Below are 26,725 nucleotides of genomic sequence, written 5' to 3' on the forward strand. Positions count from 1 at the left end.
GGAGCGTCAGCGACGCGGACTTAGGCTAGCCTAACCTTCTCTGTACGGTCGTGGGGGCCCGGGACTCCCAGGCCGACCAGAGCGCGGCGTACCGGCCGCCGGCGGCGACCAGCTCGGCGTGCGTCCCCGACTCCACGATGGAGCCGTGCTCGAGCACGATGACGCGGTCGGCCGACGCCGCCTGGGTCAGCCGATGCGCCACCACGAGCGTGGTCCGGCCCCTGGTCGCCGCCGCGGCCGCCTCCTCGAGCACCCGGGCGCCCGAGCTCCCGGCCTCCGCGGTCGCCTCGTCGAGCACCACGACCGCCGGATCCAGCAGCACGAGCCGGGCGAGCGCGAGGTGCTGCGCCTGCGCGGCGGTCAGCTCGTGACCGCCCTCGCCGACGACCGTGTCCAGCCCGTCCGGCAGGGCACGCACCCACCCGAGCGCGCCGACCGTCTCCAGCGCCGCCTCGGCGTCGGCCGGGTCCGCGCCCGGGCGGGCCAGCCGCAGATCCTCCACGAGCGGACCGGCGAAGACATGCGTCTCCTGGCTGACCAGGGCCACCGTCCGCGCGGGCAGGTCCCGGACCGGTACGCCCCCCACCCGCGCCTCGCCCCCGCCGGGTCGCAGGATGCCGGCCGCGATCGAGGCGGCCGTGGTCTTCCCGGCTCCCGTCGAGCCCACGAGCGCGACCCGCTCCCCCACCTCCACCCGCAGCGACACGTCGTGCAGCACCGGCGTCACGCCGTCGTAGCTGAAGCTCACGCGGTCCAGCGTCAGCGCGGCATCGGCCGGCGCCCGCCCGGCCGCGGGGTCCGGGGTGGACATCCGCAGCACGCCGACCAGCCGCCCCAGGCTCGCCCCGGCCGCCTGCACCTCGTCGAAGGTGAACAGCAGCGTCGAGACCGGGTTGAACAGCCGGTGGAACAGCAGGGCCGCCGCCGAGGTCTCGCCGACGCTCACCGAGCCGTCGCGGACCAGCAGGAACCCGACGACGAGGATCGCGGCCAGCCCGGCGAACTCGGCCCGGTTCACCCGGCCGACGAAGCGCGTGAAGAGCGTGAAGACGTCCACCGAGATGTCGCGGGCCCGGGCGGAGGCGCCGTCGATCGCGCCCAGGTGCCGGTCCTCCAGCCGGTACGCGTGCACGGTCCGCAGTCCCTGCATGCTCTCCACGAGCAGCTGGGAGCGTTCCGCCACGGCCGCGCGCTCCTGGGCGTACCGGGGTGCCGACCGCGGCAGGTACCAGCGCAGCGCGATCACGTACAGCGGGACGGCCACCGCGCCGGCCAGGCCGAGCCGCCAGTCGATGCCGGCCATGGCGGCCAGGCTGAGCACGGCGAGCAGGAACGCCGAGATCACCTGCGGCAGCACGTCCGAGACCGCCTTGCCGATGGCCGCGATGTCCGCGCCGGCCCGGGACAGCAGGTCGCCGCGCCCGGCCCGGTCCAGCACGAGCGCGGGCAGCCGCAACGCCGTCGCCACGGTGCTCTCGCGCAGGTCGGCGAGCATCCGAGCGCCCAGCCGGCCGATCAGGTACGTGGACATCCCCATCGCCGCCCCGCCGACCAGCGCGGCCACCACGATCACGATCGCGACGGGCACGATCGCCGGCGCGCCGGCACCCGCGCGGACCCGGTCGACCAGCAGGCCGAGGGCGTACACGGGCACGATCGAGGCGGCGGCCGCGAGCACGCCGGCCAGCAGCGTGCCGGTCGCCTCGGCCCGGCGGCCGCGCAGCTCGGCCCGCAGCCAGGCGCGGCTCTCCCGCGCGGTGGCGATCGGCAGGGTCATCGGAGCACCATCCGGCGGTAGGAGTCGTGCGTGCCGCTCAGCTCGGCGTGCCCGCCCTCGGCGGCGACCTCGCCGTCGCCCAGGACCACGACCCGGTCGGTGGCGGCGAGCAGCACGGGGCTGGTGGTGATCACGATCGTGGCGAAGGCCGAGCCCGGGCCGTGCCGCAGCGCCCGGATGCCCTCCGCGACGGCGTGCTCGGTGACGGCGTCCACGGCGGTGGTCGGGTCGTGCAGGACGAGCACGGGCGGCCTGGCGAGCAGGGCACGGGCCAGGGCGAGCCGCTGGCGCTGGCCGCCGGAGAGGCTGGCGCCGCGCTCGGCGACCTTCGTGTCGAGGCCGGCGACCTCGTCGGCCGCCGCCGCGCTGAGCGCCTCCGCGAGCCCGTCGTCGCCGCGCAGGGCCACATTCCCCGCGATCGTGCCGGTGAAGAGGTCCGCGTGGTGCGGCTCCACCAGCAACAACCTGCGGGCGTGTGCCCGGTCGATCGTCTCGAGCGGCTCACCGCCCAACAGCACGTCCCCCTCGTACCCGGCCGGTACGGCGAGCAGCCGCACCAGCGCCTCCGCGTCGGCGGGCCGGCGGGCGGCCACGCCGACGAACTCTCCCGGCCGTACGTGCAGGTCCAGGCCGGCGAGCGGGCCGTGCCGCACCCCGGTCAGGCGCAGGTCGCAGCCGTCCGCCGCGGGAGTCGCGATGCCCTCCGGCAGCACCATCCCGGCGGCGGTCACCTGCGCGACCCGGTCGGCCGACGCGCGCGCCTCGGCGATCCAGCTCGGGACGACCGCCAGCAGCCCGAACGGCTCGACGAGGAACTGGGCGGAGCCGATGACGGTGATGAACTGGCCCACGGTGATCCGGCCGGTCAGCGCGAACCAGCCGGCGAGGATCGCGACGCCGCAGGCCAGCAGCGTGCTCAGGGTGGTGGAGGCGGCGAGGTAGCCGCCCTGGGTCCGGGCCGCGCGCAGGGTCGCGGCCAGCGACCGCCGGCTCACCGCGCGGTAGCGCCCGGCGGCCGCATCCTGGGCGCCGATGCCGCGCAGCGGCCGCAGGCCGGTGACCAGGTCGGTGGCGAGCGAGGTGGCGCGGCCGGCCTGCTCCTGCTGGTCGGCGACGCGCCGGGTGATCACCGGCGAGCTGACCTGCAGCACCACGAGCACGAGCGGCGTGGCGACCAGCACGGCCAGCCCCAGCGGTACGGAGATCAGCAGCAGCGTCACCGCGCTGACGGCGGTGGCCACGACCGCCCCGGCGATCCGGGGCACGTAGTCCAGCAGGTACGACGTGTTGTCGGCGTCGCTGGTGGACACCGTGAGCAGGTCGCCGGTGCGCATGCCGGTACGGGCCCCGCGCGGGTGCAGGATCTTCGCCGCGACCTCGAGCCGCAGCAGGTGCGCCTCCTCGGCGATGGCCCTCATGAGCTGCCGTGCCCCCAGCCGGTACGCCGTCGTCAGCAGCACGAACAGCACGCCCAGCGCCGCCACCCACAGCGCGAGCGCGGTCCCGTCGCCCGGCGTGACGGCGGTGTCGACCACCACGCCGATGAGGATCGGGATGGCGGCCTCGCAGGCCTGGTGCACGCCGATCAGCGCGGTGCCCGGCCAGAGCCGCCGGCCGTTGCGGGTGATCGCCCGGCGCAGGATGCGACCGCCGGAGAGGCTCACCGGGCCATGCTGTCGCGCAGGCTCTTCGGGCGCAGGTCGGTCCAGTGCTCGTCCACGTAGTCCAGCGCCTCCTGCCGCGACGAGGGGCCGAAGACGCTGCGCCAGCCCGACGGGATCTCCTTGAACGCCGGCCAGAGGGAGTGCTGCTCCTCGTCGTTCACCAGGACGTGGAAGGTGCCGTTCTCGTCGTCGAACGGGTTGCTGGACACGCTGACTCCTTCGGTGGGCTCAGTACCGAGGTAAGGCTAGCCTAATCTCGACCGCGGGATGACCATAGGGGTGTGCGTCTCCGGGTCGTCGATGATCCGGCAGCCCAGCCCGAACACCCGCTCGACCAGGGCCGCGGTCAGCACCTCGCGCGGATCGCCCTGGGCCACCACGGCGCCGGAGCGCATCACGACGAGGTGGTCGGCGTACCGGGCCGCCTGGTTCAGGTCGTGCAGCACCGCCACCATCGTCGTGCCCTGGTCGCGGTTGAGGCGTACGCACAGCTCCAGCAGCTCGATCTGATGGGCGATGTCGAGGAACGTCGTGGGCTCGTCGAGCAGCACGATCGGGGTCTGCTGGGCGAGCACCATGGCCACCCAGACGCGCTGGCGCTGCCCGCCGGAGAGCGTGTCGACCAGCTCACCGGAAAGGTCACCGACGCCCGTGGCGGCCATCGCGGCGACCACGGCCGCCTCGTCCTCCGGCGACCACTGCCGGATCAGCCTCTGGTGCGGGAAGCGGCCCCGGGCGACCAGCTCCGCCACCGAGATGCCGTCCGGCGCGATCGACGACTGCGGCAGCAGCCCGAGCCGGCGCGCGACCTCCCTGGCGGGGCGCGCGTGGATGTCCCGCCCGTCCAGCAGCACCGCGCCGGCCGACGGCTTGAGCAGCCGGGACAGCGCGCGCAGCAGCGTCGACTTCCCGCACGCGTTCGGGCCGATGATCGCGGTGAACCGGCCGGCCGGCAGGTCCAGATCGAGATGCTCGGAGATCGTCCTGCGGTCGTAGCCGATCGTGATGTCGCGCGCTGCCAAAGTCACGGTTGCCCCCTCACCGACGGGCCTGGCGCGCCAGCAGCCAGACGAAATAGACCCCGCCCACCGACACGGTCACCACGCCGACCGGCAGCTGGGTGGGCGCGAACGCCCGCTGCGCGAGCCAGTCGCTGAGCATGAGCAGGAAGGCGCCCATCGCCGCGGACGGGAGCAGGGCGATGCCCGGCGTACGGGTCAGCCGCCGCGCCAGCTGCGGGGCGGCCAGCGCGACGAACGAGATCGGCCCGGCGGCGGCCGTCGCGACCGCGGTCAGGGCCACCCCGATGACCAGGTACGCGAGCCGCACGGCCCCGGCCCGTACGCCCAGCGAGGCCGCAGCGTCCTCGCCCATCTCCAGCAGCGCCAGACGTGGCCCGTACGCGACAAGGGCCAGGCAGAGCGCACCCAGCGCGACCGCCACCGGGGTGACCTGCGCCCAGCCGAGCCCGTTCAGGCTGCCCTGACCCCACAGCGCCGCGGCGAAGGCGGCCTGCAGATCGGCCTCGGCGATGAACCACTGGTTGGCGGAGCCGAGCATGGCGCTGATCGCGATGCCCACGATGATGAGCCGGAAGCCCTGCACCCCGCGCCGGAACGCGAGCAGGTAGACGACCACCGCGGTGGCCAGGCCGCCCACGAGCGCGCCGGCCGCGATCGGGTAGTAGCCGTTGCCGGCGACGACCGTCACGACGAGCACACCCGTGTACGCGCCGGTGTTGAAGCCGATGACGTCCGGGCTGCCCAGCGGGTTGCGGGTCAGCGCCTGGAAGATCGCCCCGGCCAGCCCCAGCGCCGCGCCGATCATCAGGGCGAGCAGCACCCGCGGCAGCCGCCATTCGACGACGACCAGCCGGGCGGCCCGGGTGCCCTCGCCGGCCAGCGCCCGGACCACCCGGTCCGGGGGCAGGGTGAACTCGCCCGTACCCAGCGCCAGCACGGCGATCGTCAGCGCGGCGAGGGTGAGCAGGCCGCAGACGAGCGCGGGCCTGACCGCGATCCGGCCGCTGACGTGCCGGCCGGCGCGGACCGTCAGGACCCGCCGCCCGAAGTCCACCCGTTCCGCCCGCCGGGCGTTGTCCGCCTCGGGCGGCGCACCCACCCTCACAGCCCGCTCACCGCGCGGCGGCGCACCCACCAGATCAGCACCGGCGCCCCGACGAACGCGGTGACCACCCCGACGCGCAGCTCGCCCGGACGCACCACGAGCCGTCCCACGATGTCGGCGACCAGCAGCAGCACCGGCCCGAGCACCACGGTGTACCCGAAGATCCAGCGCTGATCCGGCCCGACGATCCAGCGCACGAGGTGCGGCACCATCAACCCGACGAACCCGATCGGGCCCACCGCCGCCGTGGCCGCGCCGGCCAGCAGCATCACCGACCCGGTCGCGAGGATCCGGGTGCGCCCCACACCCGCGCCCAGCGTCCGCGCGAGGTCGTCACCGAGCGCCACGGCGTTCAGCGAGCGGGCCACGAGCAGGGCGAGCACCGTGCCGGCGGCCACGAACGGCAGGATCGTCACGGCCACGTCGGCGGGCCGCCCGGCCAGCGAGCCGATGTCCCAGAACCGCAGGTAGTCGAAGGCGCGCGGCCGGACCAGCCGGATGCCGCCGGAGATGCCGTCCATCACCGCGCCCAGCGCCACCCCGGCCAGGGTCAGGCGTACGGGCGTGGCACCGGCCCGCCCCGCGGAGCCGAGCAGGTAGACCAGCGTCAGCGCGAACGCGACGCCGGCGAAGCCGAACCACAGGTACTGCGACAGGCTGGTCAGGCCGAGCACGCCGACCGCGAAGACGACGAAGAGCCCGGCGCCGGAGTTGATGCCGAGGATCTGGGTGTCGGCGAGCGGGTTGCGGGTGACGGCCTGGATCACCGCGCCAGACAGTCCGAACGCGACCCCGGCGAGCAGGCCCAGCACGGTCCGCGGCACGCGCAGATCCCGCACGATCGACTGGTCGTCGGTATCCGCGTAGTGGAACAACGCGTCCCACACGGTCTGCGGCGAGACGTTGCGGGTGCCCAGCGCGATGCTCAGCACGCACACCACGGCCAGCACGCCCAGGCAGACGAGCAGTCCCGCGCCCCGGCGTGCCCGGGTCCGCGCGAGCCCACCGGCCGGTCGCGGACGCGTGGGCACCGGCGTACGCGTCACGACCATGCGGGTGAGCTTAGGCTACCCTTCCTTCGCGGTCACCATCGGTCCAGCCGTACCGACAACACCGCCAGCGCCGCGACCCCGGCCGTCGACGTTCGCAGCACCGAGTCCCCGAGCTTGACCGGCTGCGCCCCCGCGGCCACGAACGCACCCAGCTCCTGGTCGCTGATCCCGCCCTCGGGCCCGACGACCAGCACGACCTCGCCCGACTCGGGCAGCTTCGCGGCGCTGAGCCGGTCGGTCGCCTCCTCGTGCAGCACGAACGCCACCGCGGCGCGGCCCAGCCGGGCGGCGACCTGCTTGGTGGAGACGTCCGGATCACCGGAGACCTCCGGGAGCCACGGGCGGCGGGACTGCTTGGCGGCCTCCCGCGCGGTGGCGATCCACTTCTCGCGGGCTCGTACGCCCCGGTCGCCACGCCACTGCGCCACCGACCGGGACGCCGCCCACGGCACGATCTCGTCCACGCCGGTCTCGGTCATCGCCTGCACGGCGAGCTCACCCCGGTCACCCTTGGCGATGCCCTGCACCACGACCAGGCGCGGGTCCGCGGCGGGGGCGTACGACCGCTCGCCCACGGCGACGTCCACGCTGCCCCGGCCCACCGCGGTGACCTCGGCCCGGACCGAGCCGCCCCGGCCGTCGGCCAGCACGATCTCCTCGCCCGGGCGTACCCGTTGCACGTCGGCGGCGTGATGGCCCTCCTTGCCGGCCAGCGTGTGGCGCGGCCCGGCCGGCAGGTCCTCCACGAGGAACAGCGGAGCCGACACGGTCAGTGGCCGTTGAACGCGTCACGCATGCGCGAGAAGAAACCACCCTGCTTGCTGAGCTCGGCCACGTCCTCCCCGCGGGTCTTGGCGAAGTCGCGCAGCATCCGCTCCTGGTCCGGCGTCAGCTTCGTCGGCGTCTTCACGTCGAGGTGCACGAAGAGGTCACCGCGGCCCTGCCCCCGCAGGTGCGGCACGCCCTTGCCCCGCACGCGCAACGTCGACGACGGCTGCGTGCCGGGCTTGACCTCGATGTTCTCCTCGGAGTCGAGCGTCTTGATGGTCAGCCGGGTGCCGAGCGCCGCGGCGGTCATCGGCAGGGTGACCCGGCAGTGCAGGTCGTCGCCCTTGCGCGAGTACACGTCGTGCGGCCGCTCGTGGATCTCGACGTACAGGTCGCCGGCCGTGCCGCCGCCCGGACCGACCTCGCCCTGCTGGGCCAGGCGGATGCGCATGCCGTCCTCGACGCCGGCCGGGATCTTCACCGTCAGCGAGCGGCGGGTCCGGATGCGGCCGTCGCCGGCGCAGGTCGGGCAGGGGTGCGGGATGACCGTGCCGTGCCCCTGGCAGGTCTGGCACGGACGGGAGGAGACGACCTGGCCCAGGAACGTACGCTGCACCGACTGCACCTCGCCCCGGCCGCCGCACGTCTCACAGGTGGCCAGGTGGGTGCCGGGCGCGGTGCCGGCGCCGGAGCACTGGGTGCACAGCACGGCGGTGTCCACGGTGATCGGCGCCTCGACGCCGAACGCCGTCTCCACCAGGTCCAGCTCCAGGCGCAGGATCGCGTCGGCGCCGGGCCGGGTGCGCGGGCGCGGTCCCCGGGCGCCGCCGCCGGCGGTCGTGCCGAAGAAGGCGTCCATGATGTCCTGGAAGCCCACGAACGGGCCCGCGCCACCGGGACCACCGGGGCCGCCCGCCCCACCGCCGCCGGGCGCCAGGGGGTCGCCGCCGAGGTCGACGATCTGCCGCTTCTGGTCGTCGGAGAGGACCTCGTACGCGGCGTTGATGTCCTTGAACTTCTCGTGCGCCTCGGGGTCCGGGTTCACATCCGGGTGGTACTGACGGGCCAGCTTGCGGTAGGCGCGCTTGATCTCGTCGTCGGTGGCTTCGCGGCTGACGCCGAGAATTCCGTAGTAGTCCTTGGCCACAGGGTTTCGAGTCCTCATGTCTGCCCCGCGCTGTGCGCTGGAGACCGTCGTCCGTCGCTTGTCCGTCAGTTCTGTGCGAGCAGATCGCCAACGTAGCGTGCCACGGCACGCACGGTCGCGATGGTGCCGGGGTAGTCCATCCGGGTCGGCCCCAGCACGCCGAGCCCACCAACGATTGTGGTACCCGGTCCGTAACCGGTGCTCACCACCGATGCCGCCCGGAGATTGTCGATCTCGTTCTCGTCGCCGATGCGGACCCGGGTCGTGCTGGGCTCCACCTCGCCGATGAGCTTGAGCAGGATGACCTCTTCCTCGAGGGCCTCGAGCACCGGCCGCAGCGAACCCTGGAAGTCCAGCACGCCGCCGCGGGTGAGGTTGGCGGTCCCGGCCAGGGCGAGGCGCTCGTCACTGCGCTCGACCAGGGTCTCCAGCAGCACCGACGCGACGCACGTCATCGTGTTGCGCTTCTCCGGGGCGCACTCGTCGACCAGCGCCTGCACCAGCGGGGGCGCGTCGACGAGCCGCTCGCCGGCGAGCTTGGCGTTGACCTTGCGGCGCATGTCCAGCACGTCGTCGCTGTCGGTGGGGCCGGGGAGCTCGACGAGCCGCTGCTCCACCCGGCCGGTGTCGGCGATCATCACCAGCATGAGCCGGGTCGTGGAGATCGGCACCAGCTCGAGGTGCCGCACCGAGGAGCGGGAGAGGCTCGGATACTGCACGACGGCGACCTGGCGGGTGAGCTGGGCGAGCAGCCGCACCGTGCGGTGCACGACGTCGTCCAGGTCGACCGCGCCGGCGAGGAACCGCTCGATCGCCCGCCGCTCGGCCGGGCTCAGCGCCTTGATCCGGGACAGCCGGTCGACGAAGAGCCGGTAACCGGCGTCGGTGGGCACGCGCCCGGCGCTGGTGTGCGGCTGCCGGATGTAGCCCTCCTCCTCGAGGACCGCCATGTCGTTGCGGACGGTCGCCGGGGAGACCCCCAGCTGATGCCGTTCCACCAGGGCCTTGCTGCCCACCGGCTCCTGGGTGGCGACGTAGTCCTCGACGATGGCCCGGAGCACCTCGAGCTTGCGGTCATCGAGCGGCATGACCCCTCCCCCTGATCGTCTGCAGGAACTCCTGCCGTCTGCGCAAACTCCTGGCACTCCGGTAAGTCGAGTGCCAGTCTACGTCGCCGCGCGCCCGCGCGCGATGATCGGCCGGTGGTCCGGGTGTACTTAGCCGAGTGTCTATTCTCCGACCTCACCAGGGTGTTGCCCTCGCCACGTTCGACCGGCGGTCCTACCGTGTTGCCCATGACTGAACCGCCGCGTCCGCCCGGTGAGGGAAATCCCTCGGACCCCACCGCGCCGATCAACCCATATCCGGGCAACGACCCGACCCCGCCGCCGCCGGCGTACGGCTCTCCCCAGCCGCCGAGCTACGGCACCCCGCCGCCCACGTCCGGCGCCGGTGGGTACGCCCCGCCGCCCTCGTCCGGTGCCGGTGGGTACGCCCCGCCGCCCTCGTCGGGTGCCGGCGGCTACGGCCCGCCCCCGTCGTCCGGCGCCGGCTACGGCCAGCCCCCCTCCTCCGGCGCGGGTGGCTACGGCACCCCGCCGCCCGGGTACGGCACCCCGCCGCCCGGCGCGTACGGCCAGCCCGGCTACCCGCCGCAGGGCTACGGCCAGGGCGGCGGCGACGACAAGACCTGGATCCTCGTCGCCCACTTCGGCGGCGCGGCCGGCGCGTTCCTCGGCGGCGGCTGCTCCGGCTGGATCGCGCCGCTGATCGCCCTGCTCGCCAAGGGCAACCAGTCCCCGGCGGTGCGCGCGGAGGCGGTCAAGGCGCTGAACTTCCAGATCCTCTGGTCGATCATCGCGGTGGTGGGCTGGATCCTCAGCTGCATCGTCATCGGCATCTTCATCGGCATCGCCGCATGGCTGATCGCCACGATCGTCGGCGTCATCGCGGGCGTGAAGGCCAACAACAACGAGCCGTACAACTACCCGATGACGGTCTCGATGATCAAGTGACCGCACGGCGGCGCCGGGCTCTCGACGGCGCCGCCCGCCCGGTCCCGCACCGGGCCGCCGGTCACCCGACCCGGATCGAGCGGCTGGTCCGGACGACCCGGCCGTTGTGGTCGACGGCCTGCAGGCTCAGCGTCCCGGTCCGCGCACCCTGCACGGGCAGCACGGAGAACGACGCGTCGTCGCCCTTGCTCACCCGCACCGAGGCCAGCACGACGGTCCGCGTCGACTTCCGATACGCGTACGTCTCCCGCACCACGACCGTGCTCCCGGGCCGCAGGGACGTGCCGCGCACGACGATCCGGCCCTTCTTGAGCACCGACGTCCGGTTCACCGACAGCCCGGCGGCCGCCCAGCGCGCCGTACCCACCGCGCTGACCTGCGCCGACGTGCCACCGGCCCCGAAAGCCTCCACGGCGTACGTGTACGCGACCCCGCCGTCCACCGCGTCGGTGAAGCTGGTCCCGGCGAGCGTGGCCCGCAGCATCCCGTTGCGGTAGAGCCGGTAGCCCTCGACCGGCGCGGTGTCCGTGCCGGCGACGGCAGCCCAGGTCACCCGCAGCGCCTCGGTCTGCGCGAGCACCTTCACCGACGCGGGCGCGACGGGCGCCACCAGCGAAGGAGCGGGCGCCGGCGCCGGCGCCGGCGCCGGAGCCGGATCGTCCACCACCGGAGCGGGCGCCGGATCTTCGACGACGGGCGCCGGGTCCTCGACCACGGGCGCCGGAGCCGGCGTCAGAAGCTCGTAAGGGTTCACCAGCCCGTACCCGAACTGATTGTCGAAGCCGGTCGCCCCCAGATCGGTGGCCGTGGCGATCAGGGCGCTGCGCAGCTGCTCGACCGTGCCACCGGGGTGCGCCGCCAGCCACAGCGCGGCGACGGCCGCCACGTGCGGGCTCGCCATGGAGGTGCCGCTCATGTAGACGTACGGCGTGCCGGGCGTGGTGTGCTTGACGTCCATGCTCAGGATCCGGCTGCCCGGGGCCGCGATGAGCGCGGTGCCGCTGCTGTTGCTGTAGTACGCCGAGTCGCCGCCGGCCTCGGTGGCCGCGACCGCGATGACGCCGGGCGCCGCCGCCGGCCACTGCGGGGCGTTCCCGGTCAGGCGGTTGTTGCCGTTCGCCACGACCACGGGCACCCGGTGGCCGGCCGCGTACGCGACAGCCGCGTCGTACGCACCGGACTGCGGCCCGCCGATCGACATGTTGATCACTGTGGCGCCGTGGTCGACGGCCCAGACGATGCCCCGCGCGATGTCGATGTCGCCGCCGGAGCCGGAGGCGTCCAGCGCCCGTACGGGCAGGATCTGCACCCCGCCCGCGACCCCGGCCATCCCGATGCCGTTGCCCGCGACCGCCCCGATGGTCCCGGCGACGTGGGTGCCGTGTCCGTGCGGGTCGACGCATCCGGTGCCGCCACTCGACGCCGTGTACGCGTCGCCCACCACGTCCGTGCCGAGGTCGCAGCGCACCTGGCCGGACGCCCAGTCCTCCTCGGTGGCGCTCACCCCGGTGTCGATCACCGCCACGAGCTGCCCCGCGACCGCGGGCCGGGGGGTGATGTCGTCGATGCGCAGCGCGTCGTTGTCCCACTGCAGGGAGCGCAGCGGGTCGGCGGAGGCCGCGCCGGCGATCGTGACCGGGGCCTCGACGGCCGCGCCGACCGAGCCCGGCAGGCTCTGCGCCTTGCGGATCTCCTGCGCCACGGTGGGCGCCTCGACCTCGACGTACGTGGGGCGCCCGGACGGGCCGACGATCGTCGCGTACGTGTCGGCGGTCTCGCCGTCGGCCGCGACGGCCGGGCTGGCCCCGCCGAGGACGACCACGCCGCCCGCCACCGCCGCCGTCAGCCACCGCCGGGTTCCCACTCGCATGCCGACCCCTCCCCTGGCGCCCGGAGCTTCCGGCACCAACGGACAATCGGCAGACCTTTTGCGGCGGAAAGCTAAACCAGCGTGCGAACCACCACATCTGCGAGCAACCGACCACGCAGGGTGATCACGGCGCGGCCGCGGGCGTACGCCTCGGGCTCCAGCAGACCGTCGGCGAGCGCCTGCCGGGCCCCCGCCGGGTCGGCCAGCTCGAGCGGCAATCCCTCGGCGAGGCGCAGCCGCAACATGACCTCCTCGACTCGGCGGTCCTCGCCCGTCAGCACCTCGCGCCCCAGCCCCGGCGAAACGCCCTCGGCCAGCCTCTTCGCGTACGCGGAAGGGTGTTTGACGTTCCACCACCGCACCCCGCCCACGTGGCTGTGCGCGCCCGGCCCGAGCCCCCACCAGTCGCCGCCGGTCCAGTACAGGCGGTTGTGCCGGCACTGCGCGGCGGGTGAGGTGGACCAGTTGGAGACCTCGTACCAGGAGAACCCGGCGGCGCCCAGCGCTGCCTCCGCGGCCAGATAGCGGTCCGCGGCGATGTCGTCGTCCGGGTACGGGAGCTCCCCGCGCCGCATCCGGGCCGCGATGCGGGTGCCGTCCTCGACGATCAGCGAGTACGCGCTGACGTGGTCCACCCCCGCCCGGACCACCGCGTCCAGCGAGGCGGCGAAGTCGTCGGCGGTCTCCCCCGGCGTCCCGTAGATGAGGTCGAGGTTGACGTGGTCGAAGCCGGCCTCCCGCGCCTCCGCGGCGGCCCGGGGCGCACGCCCGGCGGTGTGCCGGCGGTCGAGGATCGCCAGCACGCCCGGCGAGGCGGACTGCATGCCCAGCGAGATCCGGTTGTAGCCGGCCTTGCGCAGCGCCTGCAGGGACGCCGGCGTCACCGACTCCGGGTTGGCCTCGGTGGTGATCTCGGCGTCGGCGGCGAGCCCCCACGTGCGGTCGATGCCCTCGAGGATGCGGCCGAGGTCGCGCGGCTCGAGCAGGGTCGGTGTGCCGCCGCCGACGAAAACCGTGTCGACCCGGGCCTGCAGGATGCCCCCGGCCAGCGCCAACTCCCGCAGCACGGTGTCCGCGTACTCGTCGCGGCTCGCCCCGCCGCCCAGCTCCGCGGCCGTGTACGTGTTGAAGTCGCAGTAGCCGCAACGACTGGCGCAGAACGGCACGTGCACGTACACCCCGAAGCCGTTGCGGCCCACGTCGTGCAGCGCGGACGCGGGCAGCGAGCCGTCACTCGGTACGGGCTCACCCTCGGGCATGGGACCAGGCATCCGTCAAGTGTGCCCGGGTGCCGTTAGGGTCTTGTCACATGGCTCTGGTCCGTACCGTCACCGCCGCCGGCGTGACCACCCTCACGCTGGACAGTCCCGCCAACCGCAACGCGCTGTCCTCGCCGCTGATGCGCGAGCTGCTCGACGGCCTCACCGCCGCCCTGACCGACCCCGCGGTCCGCGCGGTCGTGATTTCCCACACCGGACCGGTGTTCTGCTCCGGCGCCGACCTGAAGGAGACCGCCGAGGCGCGGGAGAACGGCCGGGTGCCCGCCGAGATGATCGCCGACGTGCTGGCCGCGATCTGGGAGTTTCCCAAGCCGGTCGTGGCGCGCATCGCCGGGCCGGCCCGCGCGGGCGGCCTGGGCCTGATCGCGGCGGCCGACATCGCCGTCTGCGCCCGCGAGGCGACGTTCGCCTTCTCCGAGGTGCGCCTCGGCGTGATCCCGGCGGTGATCAGCGCCACTGTGCTGCCCCGGCTCGCCCCCCGGGCGGCCGCCGAGCTGTATCTGACCGGTGACGTGTTCGACGGCGACCGGGCGGCACAGATCGGCCTGGTCACCGCGGCGGTCGCCGCGGACGGGCTCGACGCCGCGGTGCAGGCGTACTGCGACTCCCTGGTCCGGGGCGGCCCGCTCGCCCTGGCCGGCACCAAGCAGCTGCTGCGCCGCCCGGCCGCCGAGTCGATCCGCGCCGACCTGGCCGATCTGTCCGCGCGCTCCGCCGGCTACTTCCGATCGGCCGAGGGACGCGAGGGCGTGGCCGCGTTCCGCGAGAAGCGTCCGGCGAGCTGGGTGCCGCTCGCGTAAGTCGCGAGTGATCGTTGTCTAGGCTTGTGCGACGACGAGGAGGTGCCCGGGTGAAGAAGCCGATCGCGATCATCGCGGTGGCCGTGCTGCTCGGTGCCCTCGGACTGATCGTCAGCTCGTCCTTCGGCGGCGGCCTCAAGCTGCCCCACCTCGGCCCGGAGTGCACGGTACGCGCCGACGGCGAGGTCACCCTCGACGCCGTGCAGATGGCGAACGCGGCGACGATCTCCGCGGTGGGCATCCGCCGCAAGATGCCCGAACGCGCCGTGGTCGTGGCCCTCGCCACGGCGCTGCAGGAATCCAAGCTGGAGAACCGCGACGACGGCGACCGGGACTCCGTCGGCCTGTTCCAGCAGCGTCCCAGCCAGGGCTGGGGGTCGGCGGCGGAGATCCAGGACCCGAGGTACGCGGCGGAGAAGTTCTACTCGGCCCTCAAGAAGGTCAAGGGCTGGAAGAAGATGCGGGTCACCGACGCCGCCCAGAAGGTGCAGCGCTCGGCCTACCCGAACGCGTACGAGAAGTGGGCCGACGAGTCGGCGGTACTGGCCCGGGCGCTGACCGGGCGGGCCACCGGCGCCGTCGCCTGCACGGTGTCCGGGGAGCCCGCCCTGCGCGGGGCCGCCGCCACCGCCGCGCTCGCCGAGGGCTTCGAGCTGGACTGGGGCATCCCGGCGGCGCAGGTGGCCGGGCTCAAGGTGACCGTCGAGAACCCGAGCTCCGGCTGGCGGTACGCGCACTGGCTCGTCTCGCACGCCAAGACCACCGGACTCGAACGGGTACGTTTCGCGGATCTGGAGTGGACCGCGCCGGACGGGAAGTGGCAGCCCGTAACCGGGGACCGCCGGGTCGGCAACGACACGGTGGTGGCCGAGGTGTTCCGCTGAGCTGGGGGCTTTCCCGACCCGGTCTCGTATTCACGTTCGTCCACGTCGCTGGATGTGGTCACCGGCGGCCGCCCTGGTCATTGCGCTGCGTATACATCGACATGGACAGACAGCGACCGTGCTGGTACTAGTTATTCGTGCTCCAAGCCCTCGAATGGATCCTCTTCGGAGCCGTGAGCGTCGGCGCCGTGGTCGCCGGGATCAGCCGGCACCGACCCGCCCGGATCGGTCCCTGGCTGATGCTGGCCGCCTCGGTGGCCTGCCTCGCCGTCGGTGACGTCTTCTACGCGTTCGCGAAGTTCACGGCCTCCGACGTCTGCTACCTCACCATGTTCGTGTTCGTGGTGCTGGCGCTGCTGCAGTTCACCCGGGGCGGCGCGGCCCTGCTGAGCCGCGCACGCCTCATCGACCTGCTGGCCTGCGCCAGCTCGGCGCTGCTGGTGGTGTGGGTCTTCGGCATCGGCCCCAACGAGCAGTTCGCCACGATCTCCGCGTCGGACGTGATCGGCGGCCTGCTGCTCGTGATCGTCGCCGCCCGCCTGGCCGCGGCCACGTGGCTGAACTGGTCGGCCGTGCTGCTGTGCACCGGCGCCATCGCGATGCTGATGAGCGACATCGCGTACCCGCTCGCCCCCGGCCCGCTCGCCGAGACCGGCTACATGGTCCTGTACCTGAGCTGGGGCGCGGCGGCCCTGCACCCGTCGATGGCCCGCCTCACCGACCCCGCATCGGCCCGCCCGGTCCCCTGGGACGGCCGCTGGGCGGCGCTGCTGGGTCTGTCCGTGGCGACGCCGCCGCTGGTCCTGCTCACCGAGGCGGTGTCGGGCACGGTCACCGACGGCGTCGTCATCGCCGTCACCGGGCTGATCACCCTGGTCCTGACCATCACCCGCCTCGCCGACTCGGTCACCCAGAACAGCCAGTCGCTGACCCGCGAACGGGCCCTGCGGGAGGCCAGCGAGGCCCTGGTCGCGGCGGCGGACGAGGCCGCCGTCGGCACCGCGGTCCGCGCGGCCGTCGCGCAGCTCCTCCCGCCGGGCACGATCCACCGCATCGACTTCGCCACCGACGACCGCCAGCTCACCGTGAAGCCACCACCGGCGGCATCCCCCGGCACCGGCCAGCGCAGCTGGTGGGCCCCCGCCGACACCGTGGTCCTCCCACCGCCCGCGGCTTCTCCTCCACCCGCGCCCTCTTCGCCATCCGCAGTGTCTTCTGCTCCCGCACCGGCTGCCGTCGGCGTCTCCCCTGAACAGCCGGCCCCGCAGGACGCCACCCTGGTCTGCCCGCTCTGGCTGGAACCCCTCGCGGTGGCCCGCCCCAACGGCGGCGCCCTGATCCTGGCGGGCCGCCGCGACGTCCTGGCGGCCGGCCGCGACGTCCTCGAGGTGCTGGCCGGCCAGGCGGCCCTCGCCCTGGACCGCATCGCCCTGGTCGAAGCGGTAGGCCGCCGCGACAGCGACCTGTACCTGCGAGCGGTCATCCGCAACACCGCGGACCTCATGCTGGTCATCGACGAGGACCAGGTCATCCGCTACGCCAGCCCGGCCCTGAAGAAACTCCTCGGCACGGACGGGCTCCCCCCGTTCGCCACCCTGCCGGACATCGTCCACCCGGACGACAGCAGCCAGGTCCGCCGCGCCCTGCGCGAAGAGGGCGACGGCATCCTCCACTGCGCCCTGCGCCGCCCCGACGACACCCAGATCCTGGTCGAAGCCACCTACCGCGACCTGCGAAAAGACCGCCTGGTCCAAGGCTTCGTCGTGACCCTGCGCGACGTCACCAAGGCCCACGACCCGCTCGAAAGAGTCCCCCACCTCGAGCACGTCGACGAACTCCCGGCCTGGGTGAACCGCCGCAGCGCCCAGCACAAATTCCGCTACTGAAAACCGACTCCACACGTACGGGCACAGCCAAGTCCCGTGCCACACACCCGGCCCGAGCGGCCGGTCCAGGCCGTAACGGGCCCGCCGGGCTCACCCGCTACCTCCCGCCGGGCTCACCCGCTACCTCACAGACCCGTTCACGCGCCTCGCCTGCGCCTTGCCTGCGCCCTAGCCGCGTCTGACCGGCCCCTCGCCTGCGCCCTGCCCCGCGTCTGACCGACCCCATACCTACCGCCCCACCCGCGTCCAGCAGGCTTTTTGCCTGCGCCCTGCCCCGCGTCTGACCGACCCCATACCTACCGTCCACCCGCGTCTGGCCGGCCTTTGCCTGCGCGCCACCCGGGTCTGCCGGCTCTTGCCTACGCCCTACCCGCGTCCGGACGGACCCTTCCCGCGCCGTACCCGGCTCCATTCCCGCCTCGCCGCGCCGTCGCCCGTCGTTTCCGCGGCCATCCGGGCCCTTTCTCCCAGAGCCGTCCGCACCCTTTCCTGCGCCCTGCCCGACCGTTCCCCGGGCTTTGCCCGGTCCCTTTCCCGACCCTTTTCCTCGGACCTTTTCCGGACATGCAGAACGCCGGGCTCCCGTGGGAGACCCGGCGTTCTGTGGCAGTGCGGTTCCTGCGGGCCGCGAGGGCCCGAAGGTCAGCGGTTGTAGCTGCGGCGACCGCCGATGCCGGCAACCAGCGCGACACCGATGGCGGCGAGAACAACCTGGAACAGCAGCTCAGTCCAGTCGAGGCCGTCCGTGTCGGCGAGGCCGACGGCGCGGGCGATCACGGTGCCCAGCAGCGCGGCGACGACACCGATGACCATGGTCAGCCAGATCGGGATGTTCTGCTTGCCCGGTACGACCAGTCGGCCCAGCGCGCCGATGATCAGACCGACGATGAGCGCGGTGATGATGCCGGTGACAGTCATGGGTGTTCCTCCTCGGGGGTGGAGCATTCGTTGCGTCCGTCGAACGGCAGATTTCCCGACCGCCCCGAAAATCAAACCGCCGATTTCGCAGGAACCTCTCAGCCAACCGCCCCAAGATCCCCACCCAGGGACAAACCCGCAGGTCAGCACCCTTCACCCCGGTCCCAACCCCGGCCGGTCCGCCGCCAAGATTGATCCGCAGACAACCCACCGGGCTTCCCCACCGGCCCCACAGCTCCCGCACAACCCCCTGGCAACGGCGCCCACGGGCACGCACCGCGACCCGCCGGCCGCCGGCCCGCCGCCGGTTCGCACGCCCTCCCGCGACTCATCCAGGCGCCCACGCACCGCCCGACCAGACGCCCACACACCGCCCGACCAGACGCCCACACACCGCCCGACCAGCCGCCCACTCACCGCCCGACCAGCCGCCGCACCCACGCACCCGCCGAGCCACCGCACCAGCCCAGCCGCCGCACCCACCGAGCTGCCGCACCCTCGCGCTGCCGCACCCTCGCGCTGCCGCACCCTCGCGCTGCCCAGCCGCCACGCCCACGCGTTGCCCAGCCGCCGCGCCCACGCGTTGCCCAGCCGCCGCGCCCACGCGTTGCCCAGCCGCCGCGCCCACGCATTGACCAGCCACGCGCCGCCCAGTCCAGCCACGCGCCGCCCAGTCCAGCCGCGTGCCGCCGAGCCATCGCCGCCCAGCCACGCGTCACCCAGCCGCGTCCCGCTTAGCCCCGCCGCGCCCCGCTTAGCCCAGCCGCGCGCCACTGAGCCGCACCACCGAGCCGCGCGCCACTGAGCCGCACCACCGAGCCACGCGCCACCGAGCCACGCGCCACTAAACCGGGCGCCACCGAGCCACGCTCTCGCCGCCAGCCGACCGCCCGGCCGGCCTCCTCCAGCCACCCGCGCCGAACCCGGCCGGCGTGGCCGGGCCCTCTACTTCTTGGCGCCCTTGGTGTCCGGCCCGTCCGACGTCGACAGCGCGGCGATGAAGGCCTCCTGCGGCACCTCCACCCGGCCCACCATCTTCATCCGCTTCTTGCCTTCCTTCTGCTTCTCGAGCAGCTTGCGCTTACGGCTGATGTCACCGCCGTAGCACTTGGCGAGCACGTCCTTGCGGATGGCGCGGATGGTCTCCCGGGCGATGATCCGGCTGCCGATCGCGGCCTGGATCGGCACCTCGAACTGCTGGCGCGGGATGAGTTTCTGCAGCTTGGCGGCGATCGTGACGCCGTAGTTGTACGCCTTGTCCTTGTGCACGATCGCGCTGAACGCGTCGACCGGCTCCCCGTGCAGCAGGATGTCGACCTTGACCAGGTCGGCGACCTGCTCGCCGGAGGGCTCGTAGTCGAGGGACGCGTACCCCTTGGTCTTGCTCTTCAGCTGGTCGAAGAAGTCGAAGATGATCTCGGCGAGCGGCAGCGTGTAACGCAGCTCCACGCGCTCGGCCGACAGGTACTCCATGCCGAGCAGGCTGCCGCGCCTGCTCTGGCACAGCTCCATCACCGCGCCCACGTACTCGTTGGGCACCAGCACCGTCGCCCGGACGACCGGCTCGTGGATCTCCGCGATCTTGCCGTCGGGGAACTCGCTCGGGTTCGTGACGACGTGCTCCTGCATGTCCTCGGTGATCACCTGGTACACCACGTTCGGCGCGGTGGAGATCAGGTCGAGGTTGAACTCGCGTTCCAGCCGCTCCCCGATGATCTCCAGGTGCAGCAGGCCGAGGAAGCCGCACCGGAACCCGAACCCGAGCGCGGCCGACGTCTCCGGCTCGTACGTGAGCGCGGCGTCGTTGAGCTTCAGCTTGTCGAGCGCATCCCGCAGCGCCGGGTAGTCCGAGCCGTCGATCGGGTACAGCCCGGAGTACACCATCGGCTTCGGGTCCTTGTACCCGCCGAGGGCTTCCTTGGCCGGCCGCGCGTTCCCGGTCACGGTGTCACCGACGCGGGACTGCCGCACGTCCTTCACACCGGTGATCAGGTAACCGACCTCACCGACCCCGAGCGCGCCGGCCTTCTCCATCTCGGGCGACACGACACCGATCTCGAGCAGCTCGTGCACGGCCCCGGTCGACATCATCTTGATCCGGTCCCGGGCCTCGATCCGCCCGTCGATGACCCGGACGTAGGTGACCACGCCCCGGTACACGTCGTACACGGAGTCGAAGATCATTGCCCGCGCGGGCGCGTCGGCCTCGCCGACCGGGGGCTGGAACTGCCGGACGATCTCGTCCAACAGGTGCTCCACGCCCACCCCGGTCTTCCCGGACACCCTTAGCACGTCGCTGGGCTCGCACCCGATCAGCTTGGCGAGCTCTTCCGCGTACTTCTCCGGCTGGGCGGCCGGCAGGTCGATCTTGTTCAGTACGGGAATGATGTGCAGATCGTTCTCCATGGCCAGGTACAGGTTGGCCAGGGTCTGCGCCTCGATGCCCTGAGCGGCGTCGACGAGCAGGACGGCACCCTCACAGGCGGCAAGGCTGCGCGACACCTCGTACGTGAAGTCGACGTGCCCGGGGGTGTCGATCATGTTGAGCACGGCGGACTCGCCGGTCAGATCGCCTTCCCGCACGACCCACGGCATCCGCACGGCCTGGCTCTTGATCGTGATGCCACGCTCGCGCTCGATGTCCATCCGGTCGAGATACTGCGCCCGCATCTGCCGCGGATCGACCACGCCGGTGATCTGCAGCATGCGGTCGGCCAGCGTCGACTTCCCGTGGTCAATGTGCGCAATGATGCAGAAATTGCGGATACGACGCGGATCGGTCGCTCCGATGATGTTCACGCCGGGGTCGAGCGGTCCAGGCACGTTCGTCCGTTCTTCTCACTCAAGATCTGGCCTACCGACCGGCAGGTTCTCCCCGCCGAACTGGCAACCGGTCACAACACCGGCCCATCTATCGTCCCACGCCGCGAACCCCACCCCGGACGAGACCCGAGCCACCCCCCGAACCACGCGCTACCGGACCGGGCCGACAGCCGGTCACCGCAGCCACCGTCGGTCCGTCACCGCACCCACCGGCAGCGCCGGACATCACATCGGGCAACGGCCGGTCGCCGCACCTGGGAGCGAGTCGGTCAGACCCGATCCAGCGGCCGATGCGGCGCGGCCGGCAGTTCCACGGAGATCGCATCACCCGGCCGGACCACGCCACCACGCAACACGACCGCCATCACCCCGGCCCGGCGTACCGGGTTGCCGGCCTCGTCCTTGCCGAGCACCCGCTTCAGCAGCCCGGGCCGGAACCGGTTGATCTGCTGGCACGGGTTCCGCAGCCCGGTCACCACGACCGCAGGCCGGCCATCGACGTCAGCCCGCTCACCCTCGGCCGCCACAACGGCGGAAAGCAGCTCGACAGCGCCAGCGGTGGAGTCATCCAGCGTGGCCTGCCCGGCAGCCGCCACCACATCGGCAGGCCCACCCCCCGGTCCGACGCCGGCTCCGCCCTCGGCTCCGGCTCCGGCTCCGGCTCCGGCTCCGGCCCCAGCCCCAGCCCCAGCCCCAGCCCCAGCCCCAGCCCCAGCCCCAGCCCCAGCTGAACCGAATCGCAGGATCGTTCCGCACGGCAAGCCGAGCAGGTCGATCCCCGTGGTCGTGACGTTCTCGCCCATCCCACCGGCCGGCACGTCGAACCCCTCGGCTCGCACCTCGTCGTGCAGCTCGGCCTGGATGAGGTGGACCTGGCGCAGATTCGGCTGAAGCGGGTCGACGGCCACCCGGCTGCGATGCCGGACCGTGACACCGGCATGGATGTCACCCTCGACGCCCAGCCCCGGGACCAGAACGATCTCCGGCCGGTTCGGCTTGCTGAACGAGTACGCATCGTTGCAGCTCACCGCGGCGACTCCGCCACGCAACGACACCTCGGCAGGAACTTGCTGCTCAACGCTCATGGCCCCACCCTGTCCACCGTCGCCGCCCTTTCTCGACCCCATTTCCCGCCCAGTGGCGAGCGGCGCAATCACCAGCCGCCCAGCAGCGCAGCACCGCCGACCAGCGCAGCACCGCCAATCAGCGCGGCACCGCCAAGCGACACAGCACCGCCAAGCGACACAGCACCGCCGATCAGCCCGGCAGCACGCAGCCGCTCGTCCAGCACGGCCCCGTCACACAACGCAGCCAAGAGATCCAGGTCCGAGAGCTACTCCGGCGGCTCCAGGAACAGCGACGACAACCGGGGCAGCCGCCGCTGCATCTCCTCTTCGTCGTCGAAGTCCCAGAGCATCGCGGCGTCCGGCCGAGCAGGAGGCGCCTCGCTGGGCGGCATCGCCTCGCCGGTCGCCTGCTGGTACGCCATCTGGGCGATCGTGAGCACTTCCTCGGCCTCGAACACCGCGCCGGTGCTCGCGGCGGAGCGGACGGCGGGGACGTCGGCCAGCGAGTCGGGGTCGCGGACCGCTCGGGCCAGGACGTCCCGGCCGTTGGCGATCAGCCAGCCGCGGAAGTGGTCGAAGCCGTCGTCGGAGCAGCCTCCGTTGATCAGGTAGGCCGCCGCCCACAGGTCCTCCTTGCCGGAGGCGCTCATCACCTTGTCGAGGTGGCGGCCCCAGGCCACGATCTCGGCGGGGTCGCGCCCGGCCAGCTCGGCTGCCGCCCGTTTCGCCACCTCGTCCGGCGAGGCCGGCCGGTCGGCGGTCGCCCGGTCGATGACCGCCCAGAAGTCGTCCGTTCTCATGTCCGACAGCCTGCCAGCCGGGTACGACAAAACCGGGGAGGCAGGATGGGGGCATGCGCCCGGTATCGCTGCCCGAGATCGCTTACGGCGCTACCGCCGTACGTCCGGATTGGGATGATCTGCCGCCCGCGGTGCGGGCGGCCATCAACGACCGGCTCGGCTCTCCGGTCGTTTCCGCGATCACCGCCGGAGGCGGCTTCACCAGGGCTTTCGCGGCCATCGTCGAGACCGCGGCCGGCGAACGGGCCTTCCTCAAGGCGGCGCCGCTGACAAACCCCGCATTCGACGCGTACGCCCGTGAGGCGGCCATCACACAGGCCCTGCCGCCCGAGGTCCCCGCCGCCCGCCCGTGCTGGACCCTCCTCGCCGAAGGTCACTACGTGCTCTGCCTTGAGGCGATCCGCGGGCGCGTGCCCGAGCTGCCTTGGAAGCCGGACGACCTCTCCTCGGCGTTGCAGGCGTGGCAGCGGGCAGCAACCGCGCTTGCCGTCTCACCGATGGCGGCCCTGCCCCGGCTGAGCGACATCGTCCGCGGAGAGCTGTCGTGGTGGTCGGAGATCGCAGCGGGACGCGCACCGATCCCCCCGGCGCCCGCGTGGGTCCGTAGTCACCTCGACGACCTCGCGCGCCTGGAACAGGGCCTTCCCGCGCTGGTCGAGGGCCCGGGCATGCTCCACGGCGACCTCAGGATCGACAACATCATGATCGATGCGTACGGGAAGAGCTGGCTGTGCGACTGGACGTGGCCCTGCCTGGGTGCACCGTGGTTCGACACCGTCACGTTGCTCGTCACCGCGTACGCGAGCGGCCTGGACACCGACCGTCTGCTGGAGCCGTGGGGTGCTCCGGCAGCCGGCGTGGACGGCACGCTGGCCGCGATGAGCGGCTACTGGCTGACCCGGGCGGCCGGCGGTCCGAGCAGCGCCTCGCCGCACAGCCGGCAACACCAACGATTCAGCGGCGGCCAGGCGCTGGCGTGGCTCGCGTCACGCCGGGGCTGGCGGACAACGGGCTGAGCTGCTGCGCCGTCCCCGACTGGATTTGGGGACGCCGGAGCGAGCCTGATACATTGGTTCGTCGCGTGTGGTGACGCGCTGCTACCTGCTGCGCCCGCCACCGTCCGAGTACATCATCCGAACTAGTCAGGACAAGGCTGTCGCGTGGCGAACATCAAGTCCCAGATCAAGCGCAACCGGCAGAACGAGAAGGCCCGGCTGCGCAACAAGTCGGTCAAGTCGTCGCTGAAGACCGTGATCCGCAAGCTGAACGAGGCGAGCGAGGCCGGCGACACCGCGACGGCCACCACGCTGCTGCGTGACGCCTCGCGTCAGCTCGACAAGGCCGCGAGCAAGGGCGTCATCCACAAGAACCAGGCGGCGAACCGCAAGTCGGCCATCGCCAAGCGGATCGCCTCGCTGTCCGCCTGACCTGCGCCGCCCCGCGCCCGCCGCGGAGCAGCACAACGGCCGCCACCTCCGGGTGAGCGGCCGGGTCGAGGACCATACTCCAGGCACCGCCGGACCCCTCAGGTCCAGCGGTGCCTGAGTCATATCCCGACCCAGCCCGGCCCCATCCCGCTCCTCCGGACCGGTGAGAGTGGGCGCCAGCACACGGGCGGGGCGAGCGCGGCCACGGTGAACGTGACGAGCACCGCTCGCCTTCGCCGCACCCGCCCAGCCCCGGCGAGTTCCGGCAGACCGGACCACGCCTGATTGCGGGCGGCCGGCCACCGGACGACGGGCGACGCGACGTCCCATGAGCGACGGGCGACGCGACGTCCCATGGGCGACGGGCGACGCGACGTCCCATGAGCGACAGGCGACGCGACTGGCCCACGGACACAGCGAGGCGACTGGCCCATGAGCGACGGGCGACGCGACCCGGCTCATGAGCGCCAGGCGACACGACCTGGCCCATCAGCGACAGACCACGGGCCACGGGCCCTTGGCCGCTGCCGCCGCCCAGGGCCCACAGGCGATGGGCCAACGCGCCGCGGATCTGCGCGCGAGCGGGCGTGTCCACGGCCGTGGGCCTACCGGGCGGCCGGCGACGCGGACCGGCCGACGGATGCGGCCCGCGATCGGTTCCTCCCGCACAGGAAGCACCGGCCGGCACGGCGGCCGACGACGCACCTTTGCTGCCGGGGCCGGCGTTGCACTCAAGCCCGGATGCGGGCGCGACCAGGCCGGGACGGCACATGCCGGGCCGTGCGCCACGGGACCAGGCTCTAGCCGTACTTATATAAAAGAGCAACCGGACACGCCCGGGTTAGGCCGTCTGTGCGATTCGACCCTCAGCGATCGGTTCGGATGTGCGTCGGATCACGTCGGCCTCGTGGGGCAGACATCCAGCCTGATCGAGTACGTCGCGCCTGGGGCGGGCATGGTGGTTCGCCGATATGTCTGGTTTCGCGTTCCCCGGTCAGAGGGATGCGCGCAGGAGTGAGCCGTGCGGAAGTGTCGGACCAGCGTGCGAAGATTCTCGGCGTGAACAGCGCGCCTCCCTCCCTGCTCCTTGTCGTCGGCGACGAGGAGTTGCTCGCCGCCCGGGCGGTCGTCGCGGCGGTCGAGGCGGCTCGGGCGGCCGATCCCGGCGCGGACGTCCGGGAGTACGAGGGCGGTCAGCTGGCCGCCGGCGAGGTGGCCGAGATGCTGAGCCCGTCGCTGTTCGGCGGGCGGCGGGTGCTGGTGATCCGCAGCGGGCAGGACGCGCGGAAGGATCTGATCACCGCTCTGCTCGCGTATGCGAAGAATCCCGACCCCGACGTGACGTTGATCGTCACGCACCTCGGCGGCGCGAAGGGCAAGGCGCTGGCCGACGGGTTGAAGTCCGCGGGGGCGGCAGTGGTGGCCGCCGCGAAGCTCAAGGGTGATCGGGAACGGACAGCGTTCGTGCGTGACGAGTTCCGGCGCAACGGCGGGCGGTGTGACGAGCCGGCCGCCGCGGCGCTGCTCCAGGCCGTCGGCACCGACCTGCGTGAGATCGCCGCCGCGTGCTCGCAGCTGCTCGCCGACACCGACGGCAAGATCACCCCCGCGGTGGTCGCGCGGTACTACAAGGGCCGGGCGGAGGTCAGCGGGTTCGCGGTGGCCGACGCCGCGATGATCGGCGACGTGCCCGGGGCGCTCGAGGCGCTGCGGTGGGCCCTGCACGTCGGCGTCGACCCCGTGCCGATCGCCGACGCGATCGCTGACGGCGTGCGTACGGTCGCTCGGGTGGCCTCGGCGGGCCGGGGCAATCCGTACCAGATGGCGAGTTCGCTGGGCATGCCCGCCTGGAAGATCCAGAAGGCGCAGGAGCGGGCGCGCGGCTGGTCCCCTGAAGGCCTGGTCGACGCGATGCGCGCGGCCGCCGAGTGCAACGCCGCGGTCAAGGGCGGCGGCGAGGACCGGGGGTACGCCCTCGAGCAGGCCGTGTTCGCCGTGGCCGAGGCCCGCCGTTCCGGAGGAACCCGGTGACCCGCTCGCGCCGCGCCGGCCTCTCCCGCGACGAGGCCCGCCGCCAACCCCTGTACGCCCGCATGCTCGGCCTGCAGTATCTGGCCCCGAGCGGCTTCCTGTGCTTCGTGTTCCTGGAAGGCGCGATCGCCCTCGGCATCCTGCTGGCGCTGGCCGAGCTGGTCAGCTGGTGGGGTGTGCTGGTGCTACCGGTCACGGTCGCGGTGATGGTCAAGCTGAACGATGCGGTGGCGGGTGCGTTGACCCGGGCTTCCACGGGGGCGTCCCGGCCTGCTTCGGGCGCTCGCGGGGCCGGGTCTGCCGGGCGTGGCCCGGGTGGGCGACGTTCTGCATCGGCCGGCCGCGCAATCGGTGGGCGGGAAGCCGGCGAGCTGGGAGTGATGAGCTCC

At 72.9% G+C, this 26,725-nt stretch carries 23 protein-coding genes and 1 pseudogene; 8 read left to right on the forward strand and 16 right to left on the reverse strand.

The genetic code is table 11. The annotated features are described in order from the left end of the window. Positions 1-25: 25 nt before the first annotated feature. From COUCH_RS31755 to hrcA, 9 genes are all read right to left on the reverse strand, one after another. Complete coding sequence (locus COUCH_RS31755) at positions 26-1,777, reverse strand: ABC transporter ATP-binding protein (protein WP_249608877.1); 1,752 nt, start codon at positions 1,775-1,777, stop codon at positions 26-28. Beyond that, complete coding sequence (locus COUCH_RS31760) at positions 1,774-3,441, reverse strand: ABC transporter transmembrane domain-containing protein (RefSeq protein ID WP_249608878.1); 1,668 nt, start codon at positions 3,439-3,441, stop codon at positions 1,774-1,776. The genes COUCH_RS31755 and COUCH_RS31760 overlap by 4 nt, the downstream gene beginning before the upstream one ends. Next, complete coding sequence (locus COUCH_RS31765; protein WP_199513993.1) at positions 3,438-3,650, reverse strand: MbtH family protein; 213 nt, start codon at positions 3,648-3,650, stop codon at positions 3,438-3,440. Before COUCH_RS31765 ends, COUCH_RS31760 begins: the two co-directional genes overlap by 4 nt. A gap of 36 nt (positions 3,651-3,686) precedes the next feature. Then, a complete protein-coding gene (locus COUCH_RS31770; protein ID WP_249613867.1) occupies positions 3,687-4,448 on the reverse strand; it encodes an ABC transporter ATP-binding protein in 762 nt (253 codons plus the stop codon). 31 nt (positions 4,449-4,479) lie between these two features. Then, entirely contained in the window at positions 4,480-5,562 is a 1,083-nt protein-coding gene (locus COUCH_RS31775) for a FecCD family ABC transporter permease (protein WP_249608879.1), read from the reverse strand. A 2-nt stretch (positions 5,563-5,564) separates the two neighbouring features. After that, positions 5,565-6,620 (reverse strand): iron chelate uptake ABC transporter family permease subunit, encoded by a 1,056-nt coding sequence (locus COUCH_RS31780; RefSeq protein WP_249608880.1) that lies wholly within the window; start codon positions 6,618-6,620, stop codon positions 5,565-5,567. Between the two features lie 32 nt (positions 6,621-6,652). After that, positions 6,653-7,387, reverse strand: coding sequence for a 16S rRNA (uracil(1498)-N(3))-methyltransferase (locus COUCH_RS31785; protein WP_249608881.1), 735 nt, complete (start codon positions 7,385-7,387; stop codon positions 6,653-6,655). A gap of 2 nt (positions 7,388-7,389) precedes the next feature. Then, complete coding sequence (dnaJ, locus tag COUCH_RS31790) at positions 7,390-8,535, reverse strand: molecular chaperone DnaJ (protein WP_249613868.1); 1,146 nt, start codon at positions 8,533-8,535, stop codon at positions 7,390-7,392. 65 nt (positions 8,536-8,600) lie between these two features. After that, positions 8,601-9,623, reverse strand: a complete 1,023-nt coding sequence (gene hrcA / locus COUCH_RS31795) for a heat-inducible transcriptional repressor HrcA (protein ID WP_249608882.1) — start codon at positions 9,621-9,623, stop codon at positions 8,601-8,603. 207 nt (positions 9,624-9,830) lie between these two features. Here hrcA and COUCH_RS31800 point away from each other — a divergent pair, with 207 nt between their 5' ends. Beyond that, positions 9,831-10,550 (forward strand): DUF4870 domain-containing protein, encoded by a 720-nt coding sequence (locus COUCH_RS31800; RefSeq protein WP_249608883.1) that lies wholly within the window; start codon positions 9,831-9,833, stop codon positions 10,548-10,550. A gap of 61 nt (positions 10,551-10,611) precedes the next feature. On the opposite strand, the gene COUCH_RS31805 is transcribed toward COUCH_RS31800, so the two are convergent. After that, positions 10,612-12,420 (reverse strand): S8 family serine peptidase, encoded by a 1,809-nt coding sequence (locus COUCH_RS31805; protein ID WP_249608884.1) that lies wholly within the window; start codon positions 12,418-12,420, stop codon positions 10,612-10,614. Between the two features lie 71 nt (positions 12,421-12,491). Then, positions 12,492-13,691: a radical SAM family heme chaperone HemW gene (gene hemW / locus COUCH_RS31810; RefSeq protein WP_249608885.1), complete on the reverse strand. Its 1,200-nt coding sequence runs from the start codon at positions 13,689-13,691 to the stop codon at positions 12,492-12,494. Positions 13,692-13,729: 38 nt separating this feature from the next. On the opposite strand from hemW, the gene COUCH_RS31815 reads away from it, so the two are divergent. The 3 genes from COUCH_RS31815 (at position 13,730) to COUCH_RS31825 (ending at position 17,270) form a co-directional block, all read left to right on the forward strand. Next, positions 13,730-14,500 (forward strand): enoyl-CoA hydratase-related protein, encoded by a 771-nt coding sequence (locus COUCH_RS31815; protein WP_249608886.1) that lies wholly within the window; start codon positions 13,730-13,732, stop codon positions 14,498-14,500. 50 nt (positions 14,501-14,550) lie between these two features. Continuing rightward, positions 14,551-15,384: a hypothetical protein gene (locus COUCH_RS31820; RefSeq protein WP_249608887.1), complete on the forward strand. Its 834-nt coding sequence runs from the start codon at positions 14,551-14,553 to the stop codon at positions 15,382-15,384. A gap of 137 nt (positions 15,385-15,521) precedes the next feature. Beyond that, complete coding sequence (locus tag COUCH_RS31825) at positions 15,522-17,270, forward strand: PAS domain S-box protein (RefSeq protein ID WP_249608888.1); 1,749 nt, start codon at positions 15,522-15,524, stop codon at positions 17,268-17,270. Positions 17,271-17,912: 642 nt separating this feature from the next. Here COUCH_RS31825 and COUCH_RS31830 read toward each other — a convergent pair. The 5 genes from COUCH_RS31830 to COUCH_RS31850 all read right to left on the reverse strand — a co-directional run bounded on the left by COUCH_RS31830 (position 17,913) and on the right by COUCH_RS31850 (position 22,878). Beyond that, the gene (locus tag COUCH_RS31830; RefSeq protein ID WP_249608889.1) at positions 17,913-18,188 is read right to left on the reverse strand and encodes a GlsB/YeaQ/YmgE family stress response membrane protein; all 276 of its coding nucleotides are present in this window, start codon (positions 18,186-18,188) and stop codon (positions 17,913-17,915) included. 945 nt (positions 18,189-19,133) lie between these two features. Further along, the gene (gene lepA, locus COUCH_RS31835) at positions 19,134-21,011 is read right to left on the reverse strand and encodes a translation elongation factor 4 (RefSeq protein WP_249608890.1); all 1,878 of its coding nucleotides are present in this window, start codon (positions 21,009-21,011) and stop codon (positions 19,134-19,136) included. A 269-nt stretch (positions 21,012-21,280) separates the two neighbouring features. Next, the gene (locus tag COUCH_RS31840; RefSeq protein WP_249608891.1) at positions 21,281-22,096 is read right to left on the reverse strand and encodes an MOSC domain-containing protein; all 816 of its coding nucleotides are present in this window, start codon (positions 22,094-22,096) and stop codon (positions 21,281-21,283) included. Positions 22,097-22,164: 68 nt separating this feature from the next. Next, positions 22,165-22,302 (reverse strand): hypothetical protein, encoded by a 138-nt coding sequence (locus tag COUCH_RS31845; RefSeq protein WP_249608892.1) that lies wholly within the window; start codon positions 22,300-22,302, stop codon positions 22,165-22,167. 42 nt (positions 22,303-22,344) lie between these two features. Continuing rightward, complete coding sequence (locus COUCH_RS31850; protein WP_249608893.1) at positions 22,345-22,878, reverse strand: DUF4240 domain-containing protein; 534 nt, start codon at positions 22,876-22,878, stop codon at positions 22,345-22,347. 53 nt (positions 22,879-22,931) lie between these two features. Between COUCH_RS31850 and COUCH_RS31855 the strand changes: the two genes are divergently transcribed. The 4 genes and pseudogenes from COUCH_RS31855 to COUCH_RS39075 all read left to right on the forward strand — a co-directional run. Continuing rightward, positions 22,932-23,894, forward strand: coding sequence for a phosphotransferase family protein (locus COUCH_RS31855; RefSeq protein ID WP_249608894.1), 963 nt, complete (start codon positions 22,932-22,934; stop codon positions 23,892-23,894). Between the two features lie 144 nt (positions 23,895-24,038). Continuing rightward, positions 24,039-24,305 (forward strand): 30S ribosomal protein S20, encoded by a 267-nt coding sequence (gene rpsT / locus COUCH_RS31860; protein ID WP_249608895.1) that lies wholly within the window; start codon positions 24,039-24,041, stop codon positions 24,303-24,305. Between the two features lie 1,050 nt (positions 24,306-25,355). Continuing rightward, complete coding sequence (gene holA / locus COUCH_RS31865) at positions 25,356-26,336, forward strand: DNA polymerase III subunit delta (RefSeq protein WP_249613869.1); 981 nt, start codon at positions 25,356-25,358, stop codon at positions 26,334-26,336. 62 nt (positions 26,337-26,398) lie between these two features. Next, a pseudogene (locus COUCH_RS39075) lies at positions 26,399-26,590 on the forward strand (hypothetical protein); the annotation flags it as partial. Between the last annotated feature and the right edge of the window lie 135 nt (positions 26,591-26,725).

This window comes from Couchioplanes caeruleus (assembly GCF_023499255.1).
GTDB classification, from domain to species: Bacteria; Actinomycetota; Actinomycetes; order Mycobacteriales; family Micromonosporaceae; genus Actinoplanes; species Actinoplanes caeruleus_A.

Coding starts and splice junctions, on each gene's coding strand:
- COUCH_RS31755 (WP_249608877.1), bottom strand. CDS start 1,777: ATGACCCTGCCGATCGCCACCGCGCGGGAGAGCCGCGCCTGGCTGCGG.
- COUCH_RS31780 (WP_249608880.1), bottom strand. CDS start 6,620: ATGGTCGTGACGCGTACGCCGGTGCCCACGCGTCCGCGACCGGCCGGT.
- hrcA (WP_249608882.1), bottom strand. CDS start 9,623: ATGCCGCTCGATGACCGCAAGCTCGAGGTGCTCCGGGCCATCGTCGAG.
- COUCH_RS31800 (WP_249608883.1), top strand. CDS start 9,831: ATGACTGAACCGCCGCGTCCGCCCGGTGAGGGAAATCCCTCGGACCCC.
- COUCH_RS31805 (WP_249608884.1), bottom strand. CDS start 12,420: ATGCGAGTGGGAACCCGGCGGTGGCTGACGGCGGCGGTGGCGGGCGGC.
- hemW (WP_249608885.1), bottom strand. CDS start 13,691: ATGCCTGGTCCCATGCCCGAGGGTGAGCCCGTACCGAGTGACGGCTCG.
- COUCH_RS31815 (WP_249608886.1), top strand. CDS start 13,730: ATGGCTCTGGTCCGTACCGTCACCGCCGCCGGCGTGACCACCCTCACG.
- COUCH_RS31830 (WP_249608889.1), bottom strand. CDS start 18,188: ATGACTGTCACCGGCATCATCACCGCGCTCATCGTCGGTCTGATCATC.
- COUCH_RS31840 (WP_249608891.1), bottom strand. CDS start 22,096: ATGAGCGTTGAGCAGCAAGTTCCTGCCGAGGTGTCGTTGCGTGGCGGA.
- COUCH_RS31850 (WP_249608893.1), bottom strand. CDS start 22,878: ATGAGAACGGACGACTTCTGGGCGGTCATCGACCGGGCGACCGCCGAC.
- COUCH_RS31855 (WP_249608894.1), top strand. CDS start 22,932: ATGCGCCCGGTATCGCTGCCCGAGATCGCTTACGGCGCTACCGCCGTA.